At 41.6% G+C, this 25,697-nt stretch carries 29 protein-coding genes; 4 read left to right on the forward strand and 25 right to left on the reverse strand.

Translation table 11 applies throughout. The features are described 5' to 3' along the window. Window positions 1-36: 36 nt before the first annotated feature. From ACYQY7_RS05330 to gpr, 17 genes are all read right to left on the reverse strand, one after another. Window positions 37-366: a hypothetical protein gene (locus tag ACYQY7_RS05330; RefSeq protein ID WP_461201080.1), complete on the reverse strand. Its 330-nt coding sequence runs from the start codon at window positions 364-366 to the stop codon at window positions 37-39. A 10-nt stretch (window positions 367-376) separates the two neighbouring features. After that, complete coding sequence (floA, locus tag ACYQY7_RS05335) at window positions 377-1,366, reverse strand: flotillin-like protein FloA (RefSeq protein ID WP_461201081.1); 990 nt, start codon at window positions 1,364-1,366, stop codon at window positions 377-379. Beyond that, a complete protein-coding gene (locus ACYQY7_RS05340; RefSeq protein ID WP_461201082.1) occupies window positions 1,363-2,025 on the reverse strand; it encodes an NfeD family protein in 663 nt (220 codons plus the stop codon). The genes floA and ACYQY7_RS05340 overlap by 4 nt, the downstream gene beginning before the upstream one ends. 91 nt (window positions 2,026-2,116) lie before the next feature. Beyond that, window positions 2,117-2,560: a GatB/YqeY domain-containing protein gene (locus tag ACYQY7_RS05345; RefSeq protein WP_003393899.1), complete on the reverse strand. Its 444-nt coding sequence runs from the start codon at window positions 2,558-2,560 to the stop codon at window positions 2,117-2,119. A 14-nt stretch (window positions 2,561-2,574) separates the two neighbouring features. After that, the gene (rpsU, locus tag ACYQY7_RS05350; protein ID WP_003393897.1) at window positions 2,575-2,748 is read right to left on the reverse strand and encodes a 30S ribosomal protein S21; all 174 of its coding nucleotides are present in this window, start codon (window positions 2,746-2,748) and stop codon (window positions 2,575-2,577) included. A gap of 100 nt (window positions 2,749-2,848) precedes the next feature. Then, the gene (gene mtaB / locus ACYQY7_RS05355) at window positions 2,849-4,201 is read right to left on the reverse strand and encodes a tRNA (N(6)-L-threonylcarbamoyladenosine(37)-C(2))-methylthiotransferase MtaB (RefSeq protein ID WP_461201083.1); all 1,353 of its coding nucleotides are present in this window, start codon (window positions 4,199-4,201) and stop codon (window positions 2,849-2,851) included. A gap of 10 nt (window positions 4,202-4,211) precedes the next feature. Then, window positions 4,212-4,961 carry a 16S rRNA (uracil(1498)-N(3))-methyltransferase gene (locus tag ACYQY7_RS05360; RefSeq protein WP_461201084.1) on the reverse strand — a complete coding sequence of 250 codons (750 nt, stop codon included), beginning with the start codon at window positions 4,959-4,961 and terminating at the stop codon, window positions 4,212-4,214. A gap of 14 nt (window positions 4,962-4,975) precedes the next feature. After that, window positions 4,976-5,914, reverse strand: coding sequence for a 50S ribosomal protein L11 methyltransferase (gene prmA, locus ACYQY7_RS05365; RefSeq protein WP_461201085.1), 939 nt, complete (start codon window positions 5,912-5,914; stop codon window positions 4,976-4,978). 23 nt (window positions 5,915-5,937) lie between these two features. After that, window positions 5,938-7,059 carry a molecular chaperone DnaJ gene (gene dnaJ, locus ACYQY7_RS05370; RefSeq protein WP_183240956.1) on the reverse strand — a complete coding sequence of 374 codons (1,122 nt, stop codon included), beginning with the start codon at window positions 7,057-7,059 and terminating at the stop codon, window positions 5,938-5,940. Window positions 7,060-7,190: 131 nt separating this feature from the next. Further along, window positions 7,191-9,008 carry a molecular chaperone DnaK gene (dnaK, locus tag ACYQY7_RS05375; RefSeq protein WP_461201086.1) on the reverse strand — a complete coding sequence of 606 codons (1,818 nt, stop codon included), beginning with the start codon at window positions 9,006-9,008 and terminating at the stop codon, window positions 7,191-7,193. Between the two features lie 13 nt (window positions 9,009-9,021). Then, on the reverse strand, window positions 9,022-9,600 hold the full coding sequence (gene grpE, locus ACYQY7_RS05380) for a nucleotide exchange factor GrpE (RefSeq protein ID WP_461201087.1): 579 nt from the start codon (window positions 9,598-9,600) through the stop codon (window positions 9,022-9,024). 66 nt (window positions 9,601-9,666) lie between these two features. Next, a complete protein-coding gene (gene hrcA / locus ACYQY7_RS05385; RefSeq protein ID WP_461201122.1) occupies window positions 9,667-10,701 on the reverse strand; it encodes a heat-inducible transcriptional repressor HrcA in 1,035 nt (344 codons plus the stop codon). Between the two features lie 77 nt (window positions 10,702-10,778). After that, window positions 10,779-11,921, reverse strand: coding sequence for a radical SAM family heme chaperone HemW (gene hemW / locus ACYQY7_RS05390; protein ID WP_461201088.1), 1,143 nt, complete (start codon window positions 11,919-11,921; stop codon window positions 10,779-10,781). A gap of 51 nt (window positions 11,922-11,972) precedes the next feature. After that, window positions 11,973-13,799: a translation elongation factor 4 gene (gene lepA, locus ACYQY7_RS05395; RefSeq protein ID WP_461201089.1), complete on the reverse strand. Its 1,827-nt coding sequence runs from the start codon at window positions 13,797-13,799 to the stop codon at window positions 11,973-11,975. A gap of 96 nt (window positions 13,800-13,895) precedes the next feature. After that, entirely contained in the window at window positions 13,896-14,201 is a 306-nt protein-coding gene (locus ACYQY7_RS05400) for a YqxA family protein (RefSeq protein WP_461201090.1), read from the reverse strand. 9 nt (window positions 14,202-14,210) lie between these two features. After that, a complete protein-coding gene (gene spoIIP, locus ACYQY7_RS05405; protein ID WP_461201091.1) occupies window positions 14,211-15,371 on the reverse strand; it encodes a stage II sporulation protein P in 1,161 nt (386 codons plus the stop codon). Window positions 15,372-15,444: 73 nt separating this feature from the next. Then, window positions 15,445-16,548 carry a GPR endopeptidase gene (gene gpr, locus ACYQY7_RS05410; protein WP_461201092.1) on the reverse strand — a complete coding sequence of 368 codons (1,104 nt, stop codon included), beginning with the start codon at window positions 16,546-16,548 and terminating at the stop codon, window positions 15,445-15,447. Window positions 16,549-16,739: 191 nt separating this feature from the next. Between gpr and rpsT the strand changes: the two genes are divergently transcribed. Beyond that, a complete protein-coding gene (gene rpsT / locus ACYQY7_RS05415; RefSeq protein WP_021095125.1) occupies window positions 16,740-17,006 on the forward strand; it encodes a 30S ribosomal protein S20 in 267 nt (88 codons plus the stop codon). A 59-nt stretch (window positions 17,007-17,065) separates the two neighbouring features. Then, a complete protein-coding gene (locus tag ACYQY7_RS05420; protein ID WP_461201093.1) occupies window positions 17,066-17,749 on the forward strand; it encodes a Crp/Fnr family transcriptional regulator in 684 nt (227 codons plus the stop codon). Window positions 17,750-17,757: 8 nt separating this feature from the next. Here ACYQY7_RS05420 and holA read toward each other — a convergent pair whose 3' ends face one another. Beyond that, entirely contained in the window at window positions 17,758-18,738 is a 981-nt protein-coding gene (holA, locus tag ACYQY7_RS05425) for a DNA polymerase III subunit delta (RefSeq protein WP_461201094.1), read from the reverse strand. A 239-nt stretch (window positions 18,739-18,977) separates the two neighbouring features. Here holA and ACYQY7_RS05430 point away from each other — a divergent pair, with 239 nt between their 5' ends. Beyond that, the gene (locus ACYQY7_RS05430) at window positions 18,978-19,112 is read left to right on the forward strand and encodes a YqzM family protein (protein WP_003393868.1); all 135 of its coding nucleotides are present in this window, start codon (window positions 18,978-18,980) and stop codon (window positions 19,110-19,112) included. A 48-nt stretch (window positions 19,113-19,160) separates the two neighbouring features. Here ACYQY7_RS05430 and ACYQY7_RS05435 read toward each other — a convergent pair whose 3' ends face one another. From ACYQY7_RS05435 to ACYQY7_RS05445, 3 genes are all read right to left on the reverse strand, one after another. Next, window positions 19,161-21,329, reverse strand: a complete 2,169-nt coding sequence (locus ACYQY7_RS05435) for a DNA internalization-related competence protein ComEC/Rec2 (protein WP_461201123.1) — start codon at window positions 21,327-21,329, stop codon at window positions 19,161-19,163. Window positions 21,330-21,413: 84 nt separating this feature from the next. Next, the gene (locus tag ACYQY7_RS05440) at window positions 21,414-21,881 is read right to left on the reverse strand and encodes a ComE operon protein 2 (protein ID WP_021095129.1); all 468 of its coding nucleotides are present in this window, start codon (window positions 21,879-21,881) and stop codon (window positions 21,414-21,416) included. A gap of 46 nt (window positions 21,882-21,927) precedes the next feature. Continuing rightward, the gene (locus ACYQY7_RS05445) at window positions 21,928-22,515 is read right to left on the reverse strand and encodes a helix-hairpin-helix domain-containing protein (RefSeq protein WP_461201095.1); all 588 of its coding nucleotides are present in this window, start codon (window positions 22,513-22,515) and stop codon (window positions 21,928-21,930) included. A 77-nt stretch (window positions 22,516-22,592) separates the two neighbouring features. Here ACYQY7_RS05445 and comER point away from each other — a divergent pair, with 77 nt between their 5' ends. After that, window positions 22,593-23,423: a late competence protein ComER gene (comER, locus tag ACYQY7_RS05450; RefSeq protein WP_461201096.1), complete on the forward strand. Its 831-nt coding sequence runs from the start codon at window positions 22,593-22,595 to the stop codon at window positions 23,421-23,423. Window positions 23,424-23,475: 52 nt separating this feature from the next. Here the strand turns inward: comER and ACYQY7_RS05455 are convergent, their stop codons facing one another. Genes ACYQY7_RS05455 through ACYQY7_RS05470 form a run of 4 tightly spaced genes read right to left on the reverse strand, consistent with a single transcriptional unit; the run spans window position 23,476 to window position 25,697 of the window. Beyond that, window positions 23,476-24,216, reverse strand: a complete 741-nt coding sequence (locus ACYQY7_RS05455; RefSeq protein ID WP_461201097.1) for a class I SAM-dependent DNA methyltransferase — start codon at window positions 24,214-24,216, stop codon at window positions 23,476-23,478. Next, entirely contained in the window at window positions 24,213-24,569 is a 357-nt protein-coding gene (rsfS, locus tag ACYQY7_RS05460; RefSeq protein ID WP_461201098.1) for a ribosome silencing factor, read from the reverse strand. Before rsfS ends, ACYQY7_RS05455 begins: the two co-directional genes overlap by 4 nt. Next, window positions 24,566-25,141, reverse strand: coding sequence for a bis(5'-nucleosyl)-tetraphosphatase (symmetrical) YqeK (yqeK, locus tag ACYQY7_RS05465; protein ID WP_461201099.1), 576 nt, complete (start codon window positions 25,139-25,141; stop codon window positions 24,566-24,568). The genes rsfS and yqeK overlap by 4 nt, the downstream gene beginning before the upstream one ends. Next, entirely contained in the window at window positions 25,131-25,697 is a 567-nt protein-coding gene (locus tag ACYQY7_RS05470) for a nicotinate-nucleotide adenylyltransferase (RefSeq protein ID WP_461201100.1), read from the reverse strand. Before ACYQY7_RS05470 ends, yqeK begins: the two co-directional genes overlap by 11 nt.

Genomic DNA, 25,697 nt, shown 5'->3' on the forward strand with positions numbered 1-25,697 from the left:
ATCTCATATGTATGAGCGAAACGGGGGTTATAGCACTTATTTTCTACTGTACGGACGCTTGGCTCGCGGTGGACCAAGCACTTCGGAAAAAATCACACCTTGTACGAGCGGATGTTTTGGTAATTGTTTTACTTTTGCTTGTTGCTCGATCATTTGCTGTGGCACAATAATTTCTCGCTCTTTCTTAACTTCACGTCTCGTTTCTGGCTCTATTTCTTTCACAACGACGGTCGGTTGTTGTTCTTGCTGTTGTTTTTGTTCAATCGTTTCCTCTACTATTTTTATTCTTTTTCCAATCCACGAAATAAATGCGACTAAAACAAAGACGACAAATAAGTTGTTAAGGAGCCAATCGATTAGCACCATCATTTATTCCTCACTTTTTCTCATCATCTGGTTGTTGCGTGAGTTTCCCAATCGAATCGCGCATATTTGTATCAGCCATAATGTTTTTTAAGTTCATGTAATCCATCACGCCGAGCTTTCCAGAACGAAGCGCTTCTGCCATGGCAAGCGGCACTTGTGCTTCTGCTTCAATGACTTTTGCTTGCATTTCTTGCACGCGCGCTTTCATTTCTTGTTCAAGCGCAACGGCCATCGCACGGCGTTCTTCTGCTTTCGCTTGCGCAATTTTCTTATCTGCCTCCGCTTGGTCTGTTTGCAATTCTGCCCCGATATTTTTCCCAATATCAATATCCGCAATATCAATCGATAAAATTTCAAACGCTGTTCCTGAGTCTAATCCTTTAGCTAATACCGTTTGAGAAATCATATCTGGGTTTTCAAGCACTTTTTTATGATCGTCTTGAGAGCCGATTGTTGATACAATACCTTCACCTACACGAGCAATAATCGTTTCTTCTCCTGCTCCACCCACTAATCGATCAATATTTGCTCGTACAGTAATGCGTGCTTTCGCCTTCACTTCAATGCCATCCATCGCCACACCCGAAATAAACGGTGTTTCAATGACTTTTGGATTGACGCTCATTTGGACAGCTTCTAATACGTTTCTTCCTGCTAAATCAATGGCAGCGCAACGTTCAAACGTTAAATTAATATTGGCGCGTTGTGCAGCAATTAAGGCATTAACGACGCGGTCGACATTTCCACCTGCTAAATAATGACTTTCTAATTGATTAATCGTTACATCTAATCCTGCTTTTTTCGCCTTAATTAACGGATTAATGACACGTGATGGAATGACGCGACGCAAACGCATCCCAATAAGCGTAAAAATGCTAATTGGCACTCCGGAAGCAAGTGCTGAAATCCAAAGCATAACTGGAACGAACGAAAAAAATACAGCTAACAACACAAGTCCTAAAGCAATTGCAATAATAAACAAAAATTGATCTGGTGTCATACAATTTCCTCCTCTTTTTTACATTCTCGAACGACAACTTTTACCCCATCTACATCAATTACTTCAATTGGACGATGTCGTTCAATATATTCCCCTTCTGTGACGACATCTACACGTTCTTCATCAATGAGTGCTGTTCCCGCTGGCCGCAATACAGTAAGTGACACTCCGCGCTTTCCAATTAAATCAATGCGCGCTTCATGAGACACATATCCTTTTTCATTTCGCTGTTCATCGGTCAACACAATTTTTTCAAAAAGCACCATCTTTTTTTTGCTAACCCGACTGAGCCATAATCCCATCATGAGCGCACTCACAACAGCTACAGATAAAGAAACAGTGATAAAAGGGGAATGTTTTGCGGCTAAAAATAAGCTCCACACGAGCGTACTCACTCCAGCAACACCGATTACCCCGCCCGGCACAAACAACTCAATGACTAACAAAATAAGACCAATACCAAATAATATAATCGCCCCGACACTTGTTAAACCAGCCGCTAAATGCGACGAGAAAAAAAGAAAAAAACAAACGAAACTTGTTGTTCCTTTCCAATTCCATCGTGCATCGTACAGTTGCCAAACAAACGTCACGCTACCGGCGATGAGTAAAAGCGCAACAAGAAATGGGTGCGTGAAAGCAATAATGAAACCGGCCATCGTTTTTCCTCCCTTCACCTTTTATATGTACGTATGAAAAGAAAAAAAGTTTCAAAAACAGAAAAACACCTTACGATATCGTAAGGCGTTTTTAGCTTAAATGTTGCTGAACAAGTTTGTTTACGAGCGAGCCGTCTGCTTTTCCTTTCACTTTCGGCATGATCGCTCCCATCACTTTACCCATATCCGCTTTTGAGGAAGCGCCTACTTCGGCAATCGTTTCTTTTACGATCTGCACAAGCTCTTCTTCGCTCAACTGCTTCGGCATGTAAAGTTCAAGAACCGTAATCTCTTCCTTGACTTTATCAACAAGGTCTGTGCGACCAGCTTTTTCAAATTCTTGGAGGGAGTCTTTACGCTGTTTTAATTCGCGAGAAAGTACGGTTAATTCTTCATCCTCGGTCAACGTTTTGCCAAGTTTAATCGCTTCATTTTGTAAAGCGGATTTCACCATGCGAATGACCGATAATTTGTCCTTCTCTTTGTTTTTCATCGCTTGCTTCATATCATTGTTCAAACGTTCGAGAAGACTCATAAATACACCCTCTTTTAATATTTGCGCTTTCTAGCCGCTTCAGACTTTTTCTTACGTCTTACGCTTGGCTTTTCATAGAATTCGCGCTTTCTTGCTTCTTGCAACGTACCTGTTTTTGAAACCGCACGTTTGAAGCGACGAAGAGCATCTTCAAGCGACTCGTTTTTACGAACGATCGTTTTCGACATCCTACTTCCCTCCCTCCGAACAAAACCGCTAATCCTTGGCACATGTTAGAACATGTACTTTCAAAGTATAATATAACCAAGTTCATAAGTCAACTTCTTTTTATGAGCTTAACCGAACAGCTTCATGTGCATCATCGATGACGCGAACAAATTCCCCTTCGTTATATGGGTAGCCTGCTTTTGTCATTTTCACTTTCACAAGTTTACCTACCATGTCTTCTGTTGCTGGAAATTTCACTTTTAAATAGTTATCCGTATAACCGACATATAAGCCGCTCGTTGGATCTTCTTTATAAAGCTCTTCTGGAATGACTTCAAGCACTTGTCCTTCAAACTTTGATGCATACTCTTTCGCTAATTGATCAGAAAGTGCAATTAAGCGATGAACGCGCTCATTTTTTATTTCTTCGTCAACTTGATCTGGCATTCTTGCTGCTGGTGTACCTGTCCGCTTCGAGTATGGAAAGACGTGCAGTTCGGAGAAGCGTTGCTCGCGAATAAATTCGTATGTCTCCATAAATTCTTCTTTCGTCTCACCTGGGAAACCGACAATCACATCCGATGTAACAGCTAAATCTGGAAATACTTCGCGTAAACGTGCCAGTCTCTCTGCAAAAAATTCCGTCGTATATTTGCGGCGCATTCGCTTTAACACCGTATTTGAACCAGATTGCAACGGAATGTGTAAATGACGAACAATTTTATCGGACTGTTTTAATACGGCGATGACTTCATCTGTAATTTGGCTCGCTTCAATCGATGAAATACGCAATCGTTTTAATCCTTTCACTTGCTCATCGATATCGCGCAACAACATGGCAAAATTGTAATCTTTCATATCTTCTCCATATCCGCCTGTATGAATGCCCGTTAACACGATTTCCTTATAGCCTGCATCAACGAGTTGTTGCGCCTGACGAATGACTTCTTTCGGATCTCGTGATCGCATTAAGCCGCGCGCCCATGGAATAATACAAAACGTACAAAAGTTATTGCATCCTTCTTGAATTTTCAGCGATGCGCGTGTTCGATCCGTAAACGCAGGCACATCAAGCTCTTCATATACGCGTGTTTTCATAATATTGCGCACACCGTTAATCGGCTGGCGCTGTTGTTTAAACTGCTCAATGTACTCTAAAATTTTGCCGCGATCTTGTGTACCGATGACAATATCAACGCCTGGAATTGCCATAACTTCCGCAGGAGACGTTTGGGCATAACAGCCTGTTACGCAGACGACCGCATCAGGATTACGGCGCACCGCACGACGAATGACTTGGCGACTTTTTTTATCCCCTGTATTCGTTACTGTACACGTATTAATAACGTATACATCGGCGTGGCTTTCAAAATCTTTTCGCTCATATCCTGCTTGTTTAAACAACTGCCAAATCGCTTCTGTTTCGTAATGATTCACTTTGCATCCTAACGTATGAAACGCAACCGTTGGCATGTATATCACCTCACTTGAGTTCCCATTCATAAGATACTGCTGATAATGCGTATAACGGCGCCGTCTCTGCCCGTAAAATACGCGGTCCAAGACTACATACGACAAACCCATGGTCTTTTAATAGCGCAACTTCTTGCTCAGATAGTCCGCCCTCTGGTCCAAAAACGATGAGGAGAGAGTCCCCGTCGTTCATCGTCTGAAGAAGATGAGCAAACGAATGATGGTTTCCTTCTTTCGCCTCCTCTTCATATGCGATACATTTATAATCGACATCGTGCGCCCATGAGATGAGTTCACGAACTGTTATCGGAGCATAAACAGATGGCATATAAGCTCTGTGCGATTGTTCAGCTGCTTCTTTCACAATTTTTTGCCAACGTTCCACCTTTTTATCGCCTTTTTTCTCGTCCCATTTCACGATCGAACGAGAGGTTATGAGCGGAAGAAATCCTTTTGCCCCAAGCTCTGTCCCTTTCTGCAAAACGAGTTCGTATTTATCTCCTTTTAACAATCCGCTTGCGACATATACGTGTACAGGAAGTTCAACGTTTGCCTCTATCCATTGTATAATACGGCAACGCACAAAATCATTGGAAATTTGTTCGATCTCACAGAGCATCGTTTCACTACGTTCATTACAACAAAGAAGACGATCACCTTCATTCATCCGCATCACCCGTCCGATATGATGGACGTCATCGCCAGAAATCATGACGTGATCGCCAATGATTTGCTCGTTACGTACAAAATATCGTTGCAACACGAACACCCTTTTTATTGTTTTTTTGCAATAAACGCAACCCAATCTTCCATCGTTAACGTTTCTTCAATTGTAAAACCAGCGCGAAGAAGTCCTTCCTTCACTTCTTGTTTTTTCGTTTGAATGACACCTGATGTAATAAATACGCCACCTGAGTGCAACAGGCGATACGCATCATCAACAAAACGAAGAATAATTTCAGCTAAAATATTTGCGACGATGACATCTGCTTGTTCATCGATTCGATCAAGTAAATTGTTTTGCGAAACGGTAACGACATCGTGTACTTTATTTAACTTCACGTTCAATTTTGCACTTTCTACCGCAACCGGATCTAAATCGAGCGCATGAACGCGTTTCGCTCCTAACATCGCAGCAGCAATGCTTAAAATGCCTGATCCCGTACCGACATCAACGACTGTATCTCCTTCTTTAACCGTTTTTTCAAGCGCTTGAATACACATGACGGTTGTTGGATGCGTCCCTGTGCCAAACGCCATGCCCGGATCTAGCTCAATAATTAATTCATCGCTTGAAACCGATTCATACGTTTCCCATGTCGGGACGATCGTGAAGCGTTCAGAAATTTTCACCGGATTGTAATATTTTTTCCACGCCGTCGCCCATTCTTCTTCATTCACTTCGCTGATCGTAATTTTATTTCGCCCGATATCAATGTTATATAACATTAAGTTGTTAATCGCTTGTTTAATTTCTTCGACCGTTTCACCTAAAAAACTATTCACCGGTAAATATGCTTTAATAATAACTCCTTCTTCGGGGTAATCGTCAGGATTGAGTTGGTAGATTTCCCCGTAAGTTGTTTCACGCTCTTTCGTTAGTTCAAACGGATCCTCAATGACAACGCCACCTGCACCTGCTTCATGTAAAATATTCGAAATCGCCTCGACCGCTTCGTGTGTTGTATGAATGCTTATTTCTGACCATTTCATGATCTACCAACTCCTCCTTCACGTTACTCCCCTTTAAATGCTCGCTTCACTTTTGCAAAAAAGCTGTCTTCTTGGCCATTCCCTTGACTGAGTTGTTCAAATTCACGCAATAATTGTTTTTGACGTTCCGTTAATTTCGTTGGCGTGACGACACGCACGCGAATATGTTGATCTCCCTTCCCGTACCCATGCACATTCGGCACTCCTTTTCCTTTTAAACGGAATTTTGTACCTGTTTGCGTACCAGCTGGGATTTTCAACTTTACTTTTCCATACAACGTCGGCACTTCAATATCTGCACCGAGCGCTGCTTGCGTAAATGTAATTGGCATTTCACAATAAATGTCATCGCCATCGCGTTCGAAAAATTCATGTGGCTCAACGTGGAAAACGATGTACAAATCTCCTGATGGCCCACCGTTGATTCCTGGCTCTCCTTGACCTGCTAAACGCAGTTGCTGACCGTCATCGACACCAGCAGGAATTTTGACATGAATTTTTTTCCGTTTTTTTACACGACCTGTTCCATGACATGTTGTACATTTTTCTTTAATCCACTGCCCTGTTCCGCCGCAATGATGACAAACGCGTCGATTTACGATGCGACCAAATGGCGTTGCTTGTTCGATCGTTAATTGCCCTGTACCATGACAATGTGCGCACGTTTCTTTTTTCGTTCCCGGCTTCGCACCAGAACCGTGGCATGTATCGCACGTTTCTTCACGCGGAATTTCAATATTTGTTTCTTTTCCAAATACCGCTTCTTCAAACGTCAAGCGCATCGTATATTGCAAGTCTGCCCCTGCACGTGGGGCGTTCGGATCACGTCGGCGCCCACCACCGAAAAAGCTGCTGAAAATATCTTCGAAGCCACCAAACCCACCAAAATCAAAATCAGCACCACCAAATCCACCAAACTGCTGGTTCGGATCTGTATGACCAAACTGATCGTAGTGAGCACGCTTTTGATCGTCACTTAACACTTCGTATGCTTCTTTAATTTCTTTAAACTTTTCTGCTGCATCGGGCGCTTTATTAATATCTGGATGATACTGTTTTGATAACTTCCGATATGCTTTTTTAATTTCTTCCTTTGTTGCGTTTTTACTTACACCGAGCACTTCATAATAGTCCCGTTTACTCATGATCACCCACTCCCGACTCGTTCACATGAACGTAATTTTATCATTGTATCATCTTATTACGCAATATATTTGATATTTCCATAGCAAAAAAGTCAAAGCCAAGGCAGGCCTGACTTTGACTTTTTGTTTGTTTACTTATCTTCTTTCACTTCTTCAAATTCGGCATCGACGACGTTATCGTCTTTTTTGCCTTCGCTTTGTTGGGCTTGCGCTTGTTGAGCTGCTTGCTCATATAACTTAATTGAAAGCTGTTGTACAACTTCTTGAAGCGCATTTTTCTTCGCGCGAATGTCTTCGATATCTTTTCCTTCAAGCGCTGCTTTTAATGCGTCCTTCGCCTCTTGCGCTTTTTTCACATCCGCTTCGTCTACTTTTCCTTCTAATTCTTTTAATGTTTTTTCTGTTGTGAACATGAGATGATCTGCTTCGTTGCGAAGTTCAACTTCTTCTTTTCGCTTCCGGTCTGCTTCTGCATTTTCTTCCGCTTCTTTAATCATGCGTTGAATTTCTTCTTCAGACAAACCAGACGAAGATTTAATTGTAATTGATTGTTCTTTATTTGTACCTAAGTCTTTCGCGCGCACGTGCACAATACCGTTTGCGTCAATATCGAACGTCACTTCAATTTGCGGCACACCGCGCGGGGCTGGTGGAATGTCAGTTAATTGGAAGCGACCGAGCGTTTTGTTGTCGGCAGCCATTAGGCGCTCACCTTGCAAGACGTGAATGTCTACCGCTGTTTGATTGTCCGCTGCCGTTGTGAAAATTTGCGATTTGCTTGTCGGAATCGTCGTATTGCGTTCAATTAATTTTGTAAAGACGCCACCCATCGTTTCAATACCGAGCGAAAGTGGTGTTACGTCTAATAATACGACGTCTTTCACGTCACCAGCAATCACTCCACCTTGGATGGCAGCACCAATTGCAACGACTTCATCTGGGTTTACTCCTTTATGCGGCTCTTTTCCGATTTCTTTTTTAATCGCTTCTTGAACGGCAGGGATGCGCGTTGAACCACCGACAAGAATGACTTTGTCGATATCCGCAGGCGTCAAGCCAGCGTCTTTTAGCGCTTGACGAACAGGTCCCATCGTGCGCTCAACTAAGTGTGCGGACAATTCTTCAAATTTTGCGCGCGTCAACGTCATTTCTAAATGAAGCGGACCGTTTTCGTTCGCGGTAATAAACGGCAACGAAATTTGCGTTTGCATGACGCCCGAAAGTTCTTTTTTCGCTTTTTCTGCTGCATCTTTTAAACGTTGCAACGCCATTTTGTCTTTCGATAAATCGATGCCATGTTCTTTTTTAAACTCTTCTACTAAGTAATCAATAATGACTTGGTCAAAGTCGTCACCGCCGAGGTGGTTGTCACCGGCTGTTGCTTTTACTTCAAATACGCCGTCGCCTAACTCAAGAATTGATACGTCAAATGTACCGCCACCTAAGTCGTAGACGAGAATTGTTTGATCTTCATCCATTTTATCTAATCCGTATGCTAACGCTGCCGCTGTCGGCTCGTTAATGATACGCTCAACTTCTAAGCCAGCGATGCGACCAGCATCTTTTGTCGCTTGACGTTGTGCATCGTTAAAGTAAGCTGGAACGGTAATGACCGCGCGTGTCACAGGTTCACCTAAATATGCTTCTGCATATGATTTTAAGTATTGTAAAATCATCGCAGAAATTTGTTGAGGTGTATATTCTTTTCCTTCGATTTGTACTTTATAGTCTGTACCCATATGGCGTTTAATTGAAATGATTGTGTTTGGGTTTGTGATTGCTTGACGTTTTGCGACTTCACCAACTAAACGCTCACCATTTTTAAATGCAACGACAGACGGTGTCGTGCGACCTCCTTCTGGGTTTGGAATAACTTTTGGCTCACCGCCTTCTAATACAGCAACGCAAGAGTTTGTTGTACCTAAGTCAATACCGATAATTTTGCTCATACATAATCCCTCCTTATTGATTTACTTTGACCATTGCCGGACGAATGACACGATCTTTTAGTTTATAGCCTTTTTGAAACTCTTCAACAACTGTGTTTGGTTCATAGTTTTGATCGTCGACTTGCATGACTGCTTGGTGCACATGCGGATCGAACGGTTTTCCAACCGATTCAATCGCTTCGACCCCTTCTTTTTTCAGCGCTTCAATTAACGCGCGATAAACCATTTCCATTCCTTGTAAGAGCGATTTTGCTTTCTCATCTTCTACTTGCACTTGTAATGCGCGTTCAAAGTTATCTAAAATCGGCAACAAGTCAGCAACTAAGCTTTGCGCACGATATTTTTCAGCAGCTTCCATATCTAAACGCACACGGCGGCGATAATTGTCAAAATCAGCATGTAAACGAAGGAACCGATTTTCTGTCTCTGCTAACTTCGCTTCGAGTTGCGCAATTTTTTCATAAGCAAGTGCCAACTCGTCTTTTTCTTCTTTTGCTTCTTCACTTTGCATTGGCTCATCTTGCCGTTGCTCAGTTTGTATATCTTCATGTTGTCCAGCCGTTTCATCATATGTACGCTGTTCTTTCTCCATCTTCTCACCTCCCTCAAACACTTGAAAAGCGGATGGGGAAATTCCCCATCCATAATATTGACATCGCTAATCTTTTTGATACCACATCGTTAATACGTTCGATAAATCGGTCGCAATAAGGCTCAACAATGAGATGACACGCGAATATTCCATACGAGTTGGACCAAGAACTGCAATTGTGCCAAGCTTTTCTCCCCCAACAGAATACGTTGCTGTAATCAAACTGCAGCTTTCCATTCCTTCGACATCGTTTTCCGTGCCAATTTTCACTTGAATACCTTGTTGTTTATGTTTTCTTAACAAACGATAAAATTCTTTTTCTTGTTCAATAACGTTAAATAAAGCACGAAGTTTATCGATATCGTTAAATTCCGGTTGACGAAGCATATTCATTTTTCCGCTTAAAAACATTTGTGCAGGCGCATTTAAATCTAAAGAAGAAGAAATCATCCGCAACATGTGGTCGTAGCTTTGGATATGTTCACGCAAAACATGCGCAACTTCCGTTTGAATTTTATCTGTTAAGTCTTCTAAAGGCACACCCGTCAACCGATCGTTTAAAATGTTTACCATCTTTTCAACATCAGATGGCGGAATAGACGGTGGAAGCGTGACAACGTGCTTCTCTACATATCCCGTATCCGTCACAATGATTGCAACGGCTGTTTCTGCGGTAAGCGGAACGATTTGAATTGTTTTGAGTTTATGTTCTTTCACAGAAGGACCGAGCACAACAGTTGTATAACTCGTTAAATCTGATAAAATTTGTGCCGATTTTTGAATGAGCTTTTCTAATTCATATATTTGTTCATTAAAAATCGATTGAATCGTTTGGACATCTTTTTGTGTTAATCGAACAGGTGGTAATAAATGATCAACGTAATACCGATATCCTTTTTGGGACGGAACGCGACCAGAAGAAATATGTGTTTTTTCAATAAAGCCAAGATCCTCTAAATCCGCCATTTCATTGCGAATGGTCGCCGAACTAAACGTAATTTGTTCTTTTTTCGATAATGTTCGCGAACCAACCGGTTGTCCTGAACGAATAAAGTCATCGACAATAATTTTTAAAATTAACAATTGGCGATCTGTTAGCAACACTCATCACCTCTGTTAGCACTCTAACAAAGCGAGTGCTAAATCTACTATTAAAGTATCAAATTGCACTTGCCATGTCAAGATGAAACGCCAAGAAACGACTGAAATACTTCATTACCGAGCAATTTGCCGCGATGGGTAAGAACAATTGCCTCATCTGTCTCCTCAAGCAGCCCTTTTTGTTTTTGCAACACAATCGCTTCACGAAAAACATCATGCATCGTTTTTCCATATCGCTCTAAAAATTCCCGTTTGTTTACCCCTTCTGTTTTTCGCAACCCAAGAAACATATGCTCTTCCATTTCCTCTTCTTTCGAAACGACATGTGTATCAACATATGGGAGCTTCCCTTGTTCAATGAGTTGGATATATTTTTTAATTGGTCCCGCATTTACATATCTTACGCCGTTCATATAACTATGCGCTCCTGCACCAAATCCGTAGTAATACTCATTATTCCAATACGTCATATTATGACGGCTATAAAACCCGTTTTTTGTATAATTGCTTAGTTCGTATTGTTTATACCCACGTTGTTCCATTTGTTCCATAATGATTTCGTACATATATGCTTCTTCTTCTTGACTCGGTAGCGGCAACGTGCTTTTTTTCATTAAGTTGTAAAATACCGTTTTCGGTTCAATAATTAACGAGTAAGCAGAAACGTGCTGAATCGGCAATGAAAACGTTATGTGCAACGTCTCTCTTAGTTGAGCGATCGTTTGTGTCGGCAATCCGTACATTAAATCGATATTTATATTATGAAAACCGAGCTCGTGCGCTCGTTCGATTGTTTCGATCGCTGTTTCTTTCGTATGCGTACGTCCAATGCGTGTTAGCAGCTCATCGTCAAACGTCTGCACTCCAAAGCTAAGGCGATTCACTCCCCATTGCTTGAGCACATGCAACTGTTCGTCACTTACTCCATCTGGGTTCGCTTCAACGGTAAACTCCACATTCGAAGCAAGTGGAACAATACGATGAATGGCACGCAATAATCGCTCGAGTTGTTTGGCGGCAAGCGACGTCGGCGTTCCCCCACCGATAAATACCGTTTGTAATCGCGGCGTTGGAAAACGTTCAAACGTCCGCTCCATTTCGATAATTAATGCATCAATATAAGCATCAACCGGTTGTTGATGTAAAAATACTTTATTAAAATCACAATAATGACAAATGTGCGTACAAAACGGAATATGAATATATGCTGCTTGAATCACTCGTTTCACCCTTTTCTATACAAAAAACCGCAGAATGGTTCTGCGGTTGTTTTATTTTTGATCATCCATTTTTAATACAGCCATAAACGCTTCTTGTGGCACTTCAACAGAGCCGACTTGCTTCATGCGCTTTTTCCCTTCTTTTTGCTTTTCAAGCAACTTCCGCTTACGGGAAATGTCACCCCCATAACATTTCGCTAATACGTTTTTACGCAATGCTTTAATCGTTGAACGGGCAATAATTTTATTACCAATGGCTGCTTGAACAGGCACTTCAAACTGTTGGCGCGGAATTAAATCTTTTAATTTTTCAACGATCACTTTTCCACGATCGTATGCTGAATCACGATGGACAATAAACGATAAAGCGTCAACTTTTTCACCATTTAATAAAATGTCCATTTTTACAAGCTTAGACGGCTTATACCCGATCAACTCATAGTCAAACGATGCGTATCCTTTCGTGCTCGATTTTAAAATATCAAAGAAGTCGTATACGATTTCAGCAAGCGGCAATTCATACGTCAATGTGACACGCCGTTCGTCTAAATATTGCATATCTCCAAAAATACCGCGTTTCTTTTGACATAATTCCATGACAGGACCGACGTAATCGTTTGGCACCATAATTGTCGCGCGTACATATGGCTCTTCCACACGTTCAATTTTTTGCGGATCTGGCATGTTTGACGGGTTATCGACAGCTAACTCTGTTCCATCTGTTAAATATACTTTATATATAACGCTTGGCGCTGTTGCAATGATGTCAATGTTAAACTCGCGCTCTAATCGCTCTTGAATAATTTCCATATGCAACAGTCCTAAGAAGCCACAGCGGAAGCCGAAACCGAGCGCTTGTGACGTCTCCGGCTCAAACTGCAACGCTGCATCGTTTAATTGTAATTTTTCTAACGCCTCACGCAAATCGTTGTAGCGCGCTGTATCGATTGGATATAATCCGCAAAACACCATCGGATTCAATCGACGATACCCTGGAAGCGGTTCACTCGCTGGATTGTCCGCATGCGTAATCGTATCCCCGACGCGCGTATCGCTGACGTTTTTAATCGAAGCCGTTAAATAGCCTACATCGCCGACCGTTAATTCATCAACGACTTTCGCTTTCGGTGTAAATACGCCGACCTCAACGACTTCAAATTCTTTTCCTGTCGCCATCATTTTAATTTTTTGCCCCGCTTTGACCGTTCCTTCGACGACGCGAATATACGCGACAACCCCACGATACGGATCATACAACGAGTCGAAAATGAGCGCTTTGAGCGGAGCATCTGGATCGCCAGATGGAGAAGGAATTTTTTGAACAATTTGCTCTAAAATTTCGTCGATCCCAATGCCAACTTTTGCTGATGCCAACACCGCTTCCGATGCATCAAGACCGATCACATCTTCAATTTCTTGACGAACACGTTCAGGGTCTGCACTTGGTAAATCAATTTTATTGATAACAGGCAAAATTTCTAAATTGTTATCAATCGCTAAATATACGTTCGCTAGCGTTTGTGCTTCAATGCCTTGCGCTGCATCGACGACTAAAATCGCTCCTTCACACGCCGCTAAACTGCGTGACACCTCATACGTAAAATCGACGTGCCCCGGCGTGTCAATTAAATGTAAAATGTAATCTTCGCCGTCTTTTGCTTTGTAATGAAGTTGAACAGCGTTTAATTTAATCGTAATGCCGCGCTCGCGCTCTAACTCCATTGAATCAAGCGCTTGGTCTTTCATTTCGCGCTCAGATAGCGCACCCGTCTTTTCAAGAATGCGGTCTGCAAGCGTAGATTTTCCGTGGTCAATATGTGCAATAATCGAAAAGTTACGAATGCGATCCCTTCTTTTTAATCTTTCTTCACGATTCATCTATATTCCACTCCTATAATTTCCGAAATACGCTAGCTTTGATTATAACAACAACGTTCACAATATTCAACGCAAAATAAAAAGAAAGGCGGATCACTATCCTGCCTTTTGCGCCAATGAAAGCATATGTTCAACGATCGAATGAACGAACGTTGCAAGCTTCTGCCCCGCCTTTGAAAATATGTTAAACGCTTCAATTTGTTGCAGTTTTTCTTTTTTCTCTTCGATGGATCGTCCAAGGACGATCGTTTCATCTTTTGATACGTGTACAACCCGCTCAAGCGACGGATCGTTATACCCTTTCATTTTTCGCATTCCTTCGTTTGCTTGTTGCATGCCGAGCAATACTCCGACTAAAAAAATGACGGCGATGAGTAAACTTTGAATTGTAAATTTCACCATATTACTCACCTACTTTTTTTCTGCTGGTTGTGTCGCATTCACTTTTTCCGCTTGCCAATAATATTCACTAAACACGTCAGCAACAGCTGAAACCGTTCGATACAATTCTTGAAACGTATTATCCACACCACCAAATTCAATTAAAATGGCGTTTTCCGATAAATCTTGATTAAACTTTCCGTTTGTGCCGACTCCTTTTTTCTCAAACGTTCCACGGCTTAACCCTGGATATTTTTTTTCAAGTAACTCATGCAATTTTGTGACAAGCTGTAAGTTTTTTTCATATTTCGCATTTTCCCCGCCGATAATAAACGACACCCTCGCATAGTCGACCCCGTTAATCGTTACGGTCGTATCATTGCGGCGACGAGAATCACGATGAATATCAATCAAATATTGCACGTCACGATTATTTGTCATTGCTTCAACAACCGTTTTACGCGACATATCATATGCTTGATAATATGGTCTATTGTTCTTTAATAATTTACTTATGAAATCTGTCGTATCAACAATGGTGCCAATGCCTCGCTTCTCTAATTCTTCTCCTAACTTTTTCCCGACTTTCGTCACATTCACAGTCGGATGATGGGCGAAGTTTGGATTCGTGACACCCTTTAACGCTGGTAAATACGACTCTTGTGTATGGGTATGATAAATATAAACAACCTTTTTTCCTTCTGTCGTTTGTGAAGGAAGAGGGGCAGACGGTGTTTCTTCCTCCTGAAGTTGTTCTTGGGCAGCTTCTCGCTCAGCAAGCAACACTTCTAAAGGAGGGGGCGACTCGTACGGAATGTTTGTAAAGTTCGTTCCTTCTCCAGCTAAAATAATTTCGCTATCGTACAACGAAAACCCCGGTAGCTCCCTTCCAAGCAAACTGCGCGGATCGTTCAAATTGACGCTTGTCATCATTTGAAAAAAATATGTCGAATACGGCAATCGCTGCTTTTCTTTCGGTATCATTTCGCGAAAGTATGCATTTTCAAACGAGAGTAAATGAACAAGTGATTCCGTTGAAAACCGATTCGTCACTTCATGAACAGAAGAAGAAGAAAGACGATATGTCGATGTCGCTGTTATCATAGCGACAACTGTCAGCGTCCCCATAAATGTAAACAAAATAAATACAAGCCACTTTTTTATACTTGTACCGTGAACGGTCACCATCATTTTTATCACTTCACCCTTTCAAAGCTTGTCTACTCTATCAATATGACAACGCCTTGAAAGATAGAACGAAAAACTAATGCGTGTATGCCCCGACGTTTTCTTGATCAATCCGATGATGCAAAGCAGCGTTTAAACCACTCGCTAATATGTTTGCCATCTCCTCAATAAATACATCAACCTCTTTTGGCGTAACCATTAAATTATGACCGAGCGGAGCAAGCACTTCATAAATTAATCGCCGCTTTTCTTCTTCATCTAGCATGCCGACCATGCCTAAAAAAGCAGAACGATTTGACTCATTTGGCAAATCTTCTTCCGTTAATTTTTTTTTCTTCCCGAATACAAGATTAGCTGGGGCCAACGCGCGCGCTGCGCGATTGCCTTCTTTCATCTCACGACCGAGATGTTTTAATAACAAATCAATCGTATCGCTTGCAATTGACACAGCATCAACAACCGTCGGCACACCAATCGCAATGACAGGAATACCTAACGTTTGTTTACTAAGTTCTTTTCGTTTATTTCCCACTCCTGATCCCGGGTGAATGCCTGTATCAGAAATTTGAATGGTAGCATTTACTCGTTCAATCGAACGCGCTGCTAGAGCATCAATCGCAATAATAAAATCAGGTTGAATTTTTTCTACAATACCCGCAATCACGTCGCTCGTTTCAATTCCAGTCATCCCCATCACCCCTGGAGCGAGCGCGCTTACCGAGCGAAATCCATCTTGAACGCTTTCAGGCTGTAACTGAAATAAATGACGCGTCACCAATAAGTTAGACACAGCTAGTGGACCGAGTGCATCCGGTGTCACTTCTGCATTCCCTAATCCAACGACGAGGCAACTCGCTTCTTTTGGAATACCAAGTTGCTGTAAAAAAGCATGAAAATGTTTTGCAAATAGTTTTTCTACTTTTTGTTGTAAGTCAGTATCTTGCGTTCGAATACCTTGCGCTTCAATCGTTAAATATTTTCCAGCTTTTTTTCCTAACGCCTTTGCCCCTTCTTCTGTCACTTCTACGAATGAAAAATGAACACCATCTTCTTCCCAATCGCGAATCAATACCCCTTTAAGCGAAGTTTCCTGCTTGCTTTGTAATTGTTCTTCAATCGCTATTTCATGCGCTTCAATCGCTAAATCCGTTCGCACACTATACGGTCGTAAATCGATCATACATTCTCCTCCATTATTTTTTATCATTTGTTTTATCCATTTTCCGCCTTTTTCATACAATCACACTTTTCCGGCCTTGCCCTATTGCATAATTAAGAGCAGTTTGGTAGAATATCACTTGTTCTTATTGTTCATCGAACTGTCGCGTATTGAACGTATATATTGGCGATCGGTTAACGGAGGTGAAAAAAATGGCAAACATTAAATCAGCAATTAAACGTGCAAAAACAAGCGAAAAGCGCCGCGCTCATAACGCAGCTATGAAGTCAGCAATGCGCACTGCAATTAAAAAATTTGAAGCGCTTGTTGAATTAAAAGACGTGGAAAAAGCAAAAGAAGCTTTCGCATTTGCAACGAAAAAAATCGACAAAGCAGCTAGCAAAGGCTTAATCCACAAAAATGCTGCAAATCGCTATAAATCACGTTTAGCGAAAAAATTAAACAGCATTACAGCATAATGAAAAAACAGCTTGTCATACGAGGCAAGCTGTTTTTTCCATTTCGGGAGGGGATATATATGTTTCATTGGGTAAAAGAACAGTTAAAAATGATTTCGTTATTTTCTCAACTATCCGATGAGGAATTAGATGCGATTATACATATCGCAACCGTCCGCACATACAAACCGAAAACGCTTGCCTTTATGCAAGGTGATCCGCTCGATCGCGTCTTCTTTATCGCTTCTGGAACAGTAAAAATTTACAAAATAGATGTGAGCGGAAAAGAGCAAATTGTATCTATTTTACAAGAAGGGGATATGTTCCCGCACACCGGCTTTTTTCGACGTGGCACGTATCCTGCACATGCGGAAATGATGAGTGAAACGACGCTCATCATTATTCCAATTGAACAATTTGAACAAACACTTATTTGTTATCCACAACTATGCGTAAAGCTGTTTCACATCATGGGTGAAAAAATTATTGAATTACAAACACGCTTAGAAGAGCTTGTTTTTCACAATACAACTGAACAATTAGCCCGACTTTTCATCCGACTAGCGAAAACAAACGGCGTGTATGTTAACGGTCGTTATCGACTAAAAGCAACAATCACTACTCGCGAATTAGCAAATATGATCGGCACAGCGCGCGAAACAGTTAGTCGCGTACTCAGCCAATTGAAACAGCAAGGTGTCGTAACAACGGATGACGGGGGCTACTATATTATTGATGTCGATGCACTGCAACAAAAGCGGTAGATTCTTCTCTACCGCTGTAACTTTAAGAAAAACAACTGCAACAATAACTGTTTATCCATCGCGCTGCTTTTTAGTGCATAATCCGTTTCAGCTAAATCATATAAAATGTGCATCAACTGCTGTTCTGAAAATCCGCTCGCATAACTTGCTGCCATTTTTACACGAAACGGGTGAACGCCTAACATCGAGGCAATTTGTTGTTGGCCATATCCTGTTTTCATCAGTTCTTTCACTTCATAAATGAGCCGAAATTGGCTAGCCAACAATGCGACAAGCTTAATCGGCTCTTCATTTTGGCGCAATAAGTCTTGCAATGTTTGTAGGGCGGCTGAAATGTTGTGCTTGGCGATTTGCTCTACAAGGGTAAATACGTTTTGTTCAAGCGTACGTGATACAAGCAACCGAACATCTTCAGCTGTAATGGAACGGCGCCCAGCAAAAAGCATAAGCTTTTCAATTTCGTTCGCTAATGTCACTAAATCAGTTCCTGCTAATGTAAGCAATACGTCAATTGCATCATCATCAATTTGACATTGTCCTTTCACCCATTGTTTTAATTCTTTTTCATTCAACGGTTTCGCAACGATGATATGCGCTTTTTTTAATAACGCTTTCGTCACTTTTTTTCGTTCGTCGAGTTTTTCGTACGAACCGACAAAAATGACGCTTGAAAATGGAGCAGGTTTGTCAATATAAGCTTCTAACCTTTTCACATCGTGATCTACTTTTTCTTTTCCTTTTTCTGCCGTTAAAAAATATGGTTGCTTGACGATCACAACTTTCCGTTCACCGAGAAACGGAAGCGTCTCTGCGTCTTCAAGCGCTACTTCAATCGGCGTTTCTTCGCAATCGTATGTACTCACATTCCATTCACGCTCTTCATCCGATAGTGCTCGGCGAACGATTTGCTCATGCGCTTGTTTTATTAAGAAATGCTCCGTACCATATATGACATATAGTTGTTCCATGTTCTCTTCCCCATTCTTCATCGACTTTCTTTAAAGAACATACAACGTTTCGGAGCATTTTACAAGGGAGTTAGCAGATGAAAATCGCCAACTCCCATTTATTTAAACGTTGGAAAACAAGCCCTAGGAACTTATTTGTCCAACGGGTATCATTATCTTTTCCGATCTGGCGCGAACTATTTGTGACAACTGTTGTCAACGATGTAGATTTTCTTTCATTTTTCCCTTATACTAATGGTGAGAAAATAGGAGGGATGGTCATGAACGAATTTGAAAAAAACGTTCAATGTACGCGCAACGATGCCGTTGACTCGGCTGTTGGCTTCATCGTATCATTCGGCTTTTTCGCCACTATGTTCATTATCGCCACACTTGTAAAATTTTTCGGTGCATAATGAACGCCCGAAAGAGATTGCTTGTTGCAGTCTCTTTTTTCTTGTATGTTATGGTGAAAACGTCTGAATGGTGCTTATCCGCTTATGAAAACGAATCACAATCGCTCCTTGTTCATCCGTTCGAAATATGTGCACATCATAGTGACGTAAACGTTCGATGACTTCACGATGCGGGTGACCATATCGGTTGCGTCGTCCGACTGAAATAAGTGCCAATTTCGGACGTATATGTCGTAAAAACGGTTCAGACGTTGACGTTTTACTTCCATGATGCCCGACTTTTAATATGTCAACGGGCAATGAGCGGTACATCGTTATGAGTTGTTGTTCTCCTTTTTCTTCTAAATCACCTGTAAATAGCCAGTATGCTCCTCCCATAAACGCATACAGCACAATCGAACCGTCATTTGTCGTCCCTTCATTTCCAAATGGAGAAAGAATGTGAAATTGCGCTTTCCCAACCGTCCAACGATCGCCGCTTTTCACCATTTCCACATGCGCCCCTTTATTGATCGCCTGTGCAATGACCGTTTGCAGTAAATCATTTTGGTGCATACCGACAAACAGTTTTCGCACACGAACAGCATTCAATACATCGCTTGCATCCCCCATATGATCGAAATCACCATGTGTTGCAATGAGCGCATCAAGCGTGCGAACTCCTTTTGCTTTTAAAAATGGAACGATCACATCTTCTCCGACACGAAATGACTGCTTTCGCTTTTTCCAATGTTCATCGCTAAACGACATCGTTCCGCCCGTATCAACCATATAAATCGCCTTTCGATACGGCAGCTCAATATATATACTATCTCCTTGTCCAACGTCTAACATAACAACTTCCCCGTTCGGACGAAAAAACGGCCAAATGAAATGGATAATGATCACAAAAATAAACGAAAAACGAAAAATAACCGCGCGCTTTCCGTATTCGAAAGAAAGAAAAAAAAGGAAAATCGAGATGATATAAGCAACAAGAAGTAATAGTGGCGGACGACCGAGCGTAAGCACGAATGTATCGGCTAGTGCAAGAACAAGGGTGTTCGCATGTTCAATCACAATCGCTAGTACATATGTGATGAGAGGACTAGCAAATGACATAAACAAGTGGATGAACAACGCTAAAAAGGAAAGCGGCAAAATAATAAACGAATAAAGTGGAACAAAAATGATGTTTAACGGAATGGATAAAAAAGACACTTCGTAAAAATGATAAAGCAAAAGCGGTAATGTGCTTATTTGTGCAATAAAGGATGTCATGAACAATTGACGAACAACAGAGGGCTCGTTTTGAATGAATGTAGAGCAAATGATTAACGCAAAACAAACGAGAAAAGATAATTGAAAACCGAGATGAAATATCATATATGGGTCTTTTAGTAGTAAAAGAAGACAAGCGACGCTTAATGCATCAAGTGTACGAAGGCGGGAAGAAAAAAGGAGAAAACAACTTGTCATCACTGCTGCACGCATCACTGACGGTGCAGCTCCTGCTAAAATGACGTACAGCGGAATGCACCCAAGCAATATCATTGTCGCTCGTTCCCTCGGGATGCCGAAGCGAATAAACAAATAAAAACAACCACCAGCAAGCAATGTCATATGCAAGCCTGAAATCGCAAGTAAATGAATAAGCCCTAACTTTTGATAACTCGACAACACCGTTGGGTCTATATCGCTTCGCTCACCATAAATCAACGCTTGCATAAACGCACTTACGTCATCAGGAAAATGATTACGAATATAGAGAATGCCTTGTTGTCGAATCGTTTGTAATCGTTCCATCCATGTTATATTGGTACGCATGCAACGTTCGAGTGAAATCGGGCGAACGATCCAATGAGTACGTTGGTAAAATAAATAACGATGATAATTGAAAGCATACGGATTTGTTGGTAAAGACGGACGTTCTAACACCCCTTTCATCATGCATGCCGTACCGATTTGAAGCTCGCCCCATCGTTTCTTTTCTTCTTCAGTACGAAGGCGATGTACGAGCTGTAACCGCTCATACTGCCATTGTACAATCGTTTTTACTTGATCCCCATCAATATAAATTGGAGCAATAAATCGCACGACAAATGTCGTTTCGTTTCCCGAGAGCGTCGTCACATTATGTGCATCCACCCATTTGCTCCATAACGAGAAAAGCAAATAACAACATATACAAGCGAAAAACAACTCCCGCTTCCTCCAAAATAAAAAGAAACTATACACAAATGACAATACAAAACAAACAGACGATTTCGTTAGCATAGACAAGACGGCCAAAACGGCCGCCATCGCTACATAAACGATACATCATCTCCCCTTCGCATGTAAAAATGTCGGAATAGATTCCACATCAAACGGGACGTGCTTGACCGTTACTCCTGCTTGTTCAAACAATTGCAAAGCAAACGGATGATTTTTATAGTCATTCGCATAATAAACAGCTTTGATCCCGCTTTGAATAATCGCTTTACAACATTGTAAACAAGGAAAATGGGTGACGTATATTTCCGCCCCTTCTGTTGGCACACCAAACTTTGCGCATTGTAAAATGGCGTTCATTTCCGCATGAATCGTACGCACACAATGGTTATCAATGACATAACATCCTTCGTCTATACAATGCGCCCCGCCTGCGATTGAGCCGTTATATCCTCCCGCAATGATACGTTTATCGCGCACGATCGTTGCGCCGACCGCCAGCCTTGTACACGTGCTACGTAACGCTAATAAATGGCTTTGCGCCATAAAATATTGATCCCATGTAATTCGGTTCATATCGCTTCTCCCCCTTGTCCATTATGCCTTTAGTTTATCGCCAATTTTAACGCACGACAATTTGTTCCTTTATTTTTTCAAGCGATTTTTGCCCAATTCCGCTCACATTCAATAAATCTTCGACTTTTTGAAATGGTCCGTGTTCCTCGCGATATGCGATAATCGCAGATGCTTTCGCAGGACCAATTCCTTGTAATGTTTGTAACTGTTCTATGGTTGCGGTATTAATGTTGACTTTGCTGTTTGACATGTTCGTTTGACTGGCTGTTTCCACGAGGATGTCCTCACCTTTTTTCGGCACGTAAATGACCATTTCATCATGCACTTTCATCGCAAAGTTCACTTTCGTTTCATCCGCTTCGTCTGTTAATCCTCCTGCTAGTTGAATAACATCATGAATGCGACTTGTCGGTGCCACTTCATATACTCCCGCTTGTTTTACCGCTCCTTTCACATCGACAACAACGGATGATTGTTCCTCTACTTGCTTTTCTTGCTGTTCTTGTTGTTCTACCTGTTCTAAAGGTAGTGGTTGCATCGTTATTTCCTCTTGCTGTTGCATGCCCCAAACGATCGCGCTAACAACAAGCGCCCCAATATATATCCAACGTTCATGCGTTTTTATCCACTTCATTTTCTCACCCTTTCATAAAAAACGCCATCATCGCATACATATAACGTATAGTGGTGACGGATAAGGGGGGAATACCGTTGAATATAGGGTTTATTGGAACAGGAAACATGGGAACGATTTTAATTGAATCGTTTATTAACGGAAAGGCTGTGAAACAAGAACAACTATTCATTACGAACCGAACGCTTGAAAAAGCGTACAATATACAAAAACGTTACCCAGACATCCACGTCATGGCGACAAATGAAGAAGTAGCCAAACATGCGACCATTGTTTTTATTTGTACAAAACCGTTGCATATGCCTGCCGTTTTAAAGGAACTACGTCCACATTTAACAGATGATCATTGCATCGTATCCATTACGAGCCCGATTTCCGTTCAACAGCTCGAGTCACTTGTGCCTTGTCACGTCATTCGTGTCATCCCAAGCATTACGAACCGTGCCCTTGCAGGAAGCTCTTTAATTACTGTAAGCGAACGTTGTGCAAATGCGTACCGAGCGACAATTGAGCAGCTATTCCGTTCCATTTCTCGTCCAATATACATAGACGAGCCTATTACGCGCATCGCTTCTGATTTAACGAGCTGCGGTCCTGCTTTTTTCAGCTACTTAATTCAAAAGTTTATCGATGCAGCCGTTCAACAAACGTCCATTACGAAAGAACAAGCGACAACGTTAGCAACAGACATGATCATTGGGCTTGGAGCATTGCTTGAACAACAATTATATACGCTACCAACATTGCAAGAAAAAGTGTGCGTGAAAGGCGGCATTACAGGGGCTGGCATTGACGTGTTAGAAAAAGAAGTCGGGGACTTGTTCGTTCACATTTTTCAAAAAACACATGAAAAATTTGACGAAGAAAAGGAAAAGGTGCGCCAACAAATCGATTATATTCGCGATTAATAAAAAAAATCCTCCTAATTAAAACGTCCCAAAAGCAAACACTTTTGGGACGTTATTTTTTCGCAATGAAAAAAATGCGCTCGCTTTCTTTTGTCGGTTTCTGTTCTGTAAAATCCGCCCATACATGTAATAAGCGAAAACCAGCTTGTTTTAGCCACATCACATATCGATCCACATCATATGTTCGTTGCACATGCATTTCATCAACTCGCTCATATACCCCTTCATCTAATCGGACAAAAAACGTCAATTCATGTTCGACGCTATGCGGCCACGGTCCTTCGTAACAATTCCATATATAGCTCACTTGTTCATCGTTGCTCGCAAACGTTCTATGATGCAAAAAGACATTGTCCATTTTAAATAAAGAATGGACATCAAATAAAAACAAGCCACCCGGACGCAATTGATCATATGCGCGCGAAAACGTAGCGACCACATCTTCTTCCTGCAATAAATAATTGAGTGAATCGCAAAAAATGACGATCGTATCAAACGGCTCAAACGGACCAAAATCGCGCATATCTTGCTGAAAAAACGAAAGATCGACACCACGTTCTTGCGCCTTCATTTGCGCAATAGCCAACATTTGTTCTGATAAGTCGACACCCGTGACGTCAAACCCTTTTTCCGCTAACCGAATCGCAAGCTCCCCCGTACCACATCCGAGGTCAAGCAGCCGTTTTCCAACGTGATGGGAAGCAACCGTTCGTTCAACGAATGCACACCACGCATCATACGGGGCATCGCTCATTAATTGATCATACCAACTCGCCAATCGTTCGTACGTCATGCTCCAAGATCACTCTCAATTTGTTCAAGAGGCGCATCGCCCCACAACCGTTCGAGATTGTAATATTCACGATCTTCTTTATGAAATATATGGACAACAACATCTCCCAAATCGACTAAAATCCAACGCGCTTCATCAAACCCTTCGACACGTTTCACTACAACGTTATGTTCTGCTGCTTTTTCTTTAATTTCGCGCGCAATAGCTTGTACTTGTTTATCTGAATTGCCATGACAAATTATAAAATAGTCAGCGACAAGCGAAATGCCTTTCATATTTAATGCTACAATGTTTTCTGCCTTTTTTTCATCTGCTGCTTTTACGGCGATGCGTAAAATATCTCGTTCTGTCACGATGAAACCCCCTTTAATTTTTTCGCTATATCATTATACGTATGAAACGTATCTGGATAAATCGGTTCGCGTTTGTCCATTAAAAATTGAATCGTATTTTGCAACGCCCGAAAAAGCGCAAGATCCAAATGTTTCCGCGCTAACGCTCGCACTTCATCAACGCCTGAAAACGAGCGATTCGGCTCAATATAGTCTGCGATGTACACAATTTTTTCAAGCAACGTCATATTTGGACGTCCTGATGTATGATAACGAATCGCTTGCAAAATGTCTTCATCTTGAATGCCGACTTCCGTTTGAACTAAGTATGCCCCGACCGGCGCGTGCCATAACTCTGGGCTATATGATAACAAGTCTTGTGGCATTTGTTGTTCCATGATGATGCGCTTCATTTCTTCTTTCGTGCGGAATTTGGCGTAGTCATGAAAAATGGCAGCTAATTCCGCCTTTTGAACATCCGCACCATATATTTTCGCAAGTTCAATCGCTGTTTCCATCACGCCTACCGTATGGATGTAACGTTGTTCTTTTAATTGCTTGCGCACAATCGCTAACGCTTCTTCACGTTTCATACAACCGATTCTCCTTTATATATAATTGAACCGCTTCGGGCAACAAGTACGCCACGCTTTTTCCGCTTTGTATACGTTCACGAATGAGCGAAGAAGAAACTGCAAACATCGGAACATCGACTTCAATGATCGGATACGATGTACAAAGCGAATAACCTGGTCGTTTCACACCGACAAATTGCACAAGCTGAACGAGCTCATCAATACGATACCAATGCGGCAAATATTCCACCATATCTCCGCCAATAATAAAATAAAATATCGTATGCGGATGTTTTTTCTTTAGCAAAACGATCGTATCGTACGTATATGACCGCTCTTTTCGTTCAAGTTCAATCGTTTCAACGCGAAAGTGCGGCTGATTGGCAACCGCTGCATGCAACATATTGACGCGGTGCACATGATCTGTCACTTTTTTGTCTTTATGTGGCGGAATGTAGTTTGGCATAAACCATATTTCATCGAGCTTTAATTCCGTTCGTACATCATCCGCAATTAATAAATGCCCGTAATGGGGCGGATCAAACGTCCCACCTAAAATGCCTACTTTTTTCAC

Source organism: Anoxybacillus sp. TBDG-1, assembly GCF_054815885.1.